This is a genomic window from bacterium (assembly GCA_030654305.1).
Lineage (GTDB): Bacteria > Krumholzibacteriota > Krumholzibacteriia > LZORAL124-64-63 > LZORAL124-64-63 > PNOJ01.
Window position 1 is genome coordinate 1 of sequence record JAURXS010000390.1, and the last position, 1,079, is coordinate 1,079.

1 protein-coding gene is annotated in these 1,079 nt (G+C 73.2%); it reads left to right on the forward strand.

What is annotated here, in order from left to right; all coding sequences use genetic code 11:
* A partial coding sequence (locus Q7W29_11185) for a DEAD/DEAH box helicase (protein MDO9172380.1) occupies positions 1-1,079 on the forward strand: 1,079 nt, incomplete at both ends.

Consider the following 1,079-nt stretch of genomic DNA (forward strand, 5'->3'; position numbering starts at 1 on the left):
CGCGACCTGCTGGTCTCGGCCCAGACCGGCTCGGGCAAGACCGTCGCCTTCGGCATGGCCATGGCCCCGACCCTGCTGGGCGAGGCCGAGCGCTTCGGCGAGTACGGCGCGCCGCTGGCCCTGATCATCGCCCCGACCCGCGAACTGGCCCTGCAGGTCAGCCGCGAGCTGACCTGGCTCTACGCCCGCACCGGGGCGATCGTCGTCTCCTGCGTCGGCGGCATGGACGCGCGCAGCGAGCAGCGCACCCTGAACCGCGGCTGCCACATCGTGGTCGGCACGCCGGGCCGCCTGCGCGACCACCTCGAACGCGGCCACCTCGACCTGTCGGCCCTCAAGGTCGCCGTGCTCGACGAGGCCGACGAGATGCTCGACCTGGGCTTCCGCGAGGACCTGGAGTTCATCCTCGAGGCCACCCCGGCGGAGCGGCGCACCCTGCTGTTCTCGGCGACCATCGCCAAGGACATCGCCACCCTGGCCAAGACCTTCCAGCGCGACGCGGTGCGCATCGACACCACCACCCGCAACGCGCCGCACGGCGACATCGAGTATCGCGCCATCCGCATCGCGCCGAACGAGATCGAGCACGCGGTGGTCAACGTCCTGCGCCACTTCGACGCCGGCGGCGCCCTGGTGTTCTGCGCCACCCGCGACGCGGTGCGCCACCTGCACTCCAGCCTGCGCGAGCGCGGCTTCGAGGTCGTCGGCCTGTCGGGCGAGATGGGCCAGCGGGAGCGCAACGACGCCCTGCAAAGCCTGCGCGACCGCCGCGCCCGGGTCTGCGTCGCCACCGACGTGGCCGCCCGCGGCCTCGACCTGCCGGACCTGGGCCTGGTGATCCACGCCGACCTGCCGGTCAACAAGGCCGCCCTGCTGCACCGTTCGGGCCGCACCGGCCGCGCCGGCAAGAAGGGCGTCTCCGTCCTGCTGGTGCCCTACACCCGCCGCCGCAAGGCTGAGATGCTGATCGGCAACGCCGGCGTCGAGGCCGTCTGGAGCGGTCCGCCCAGCGCCGAGGAGATCCGCGCCGGCGACACCGTCCGCATGCTGAACGACCCGACCCTGACCGAGGCGCCGTC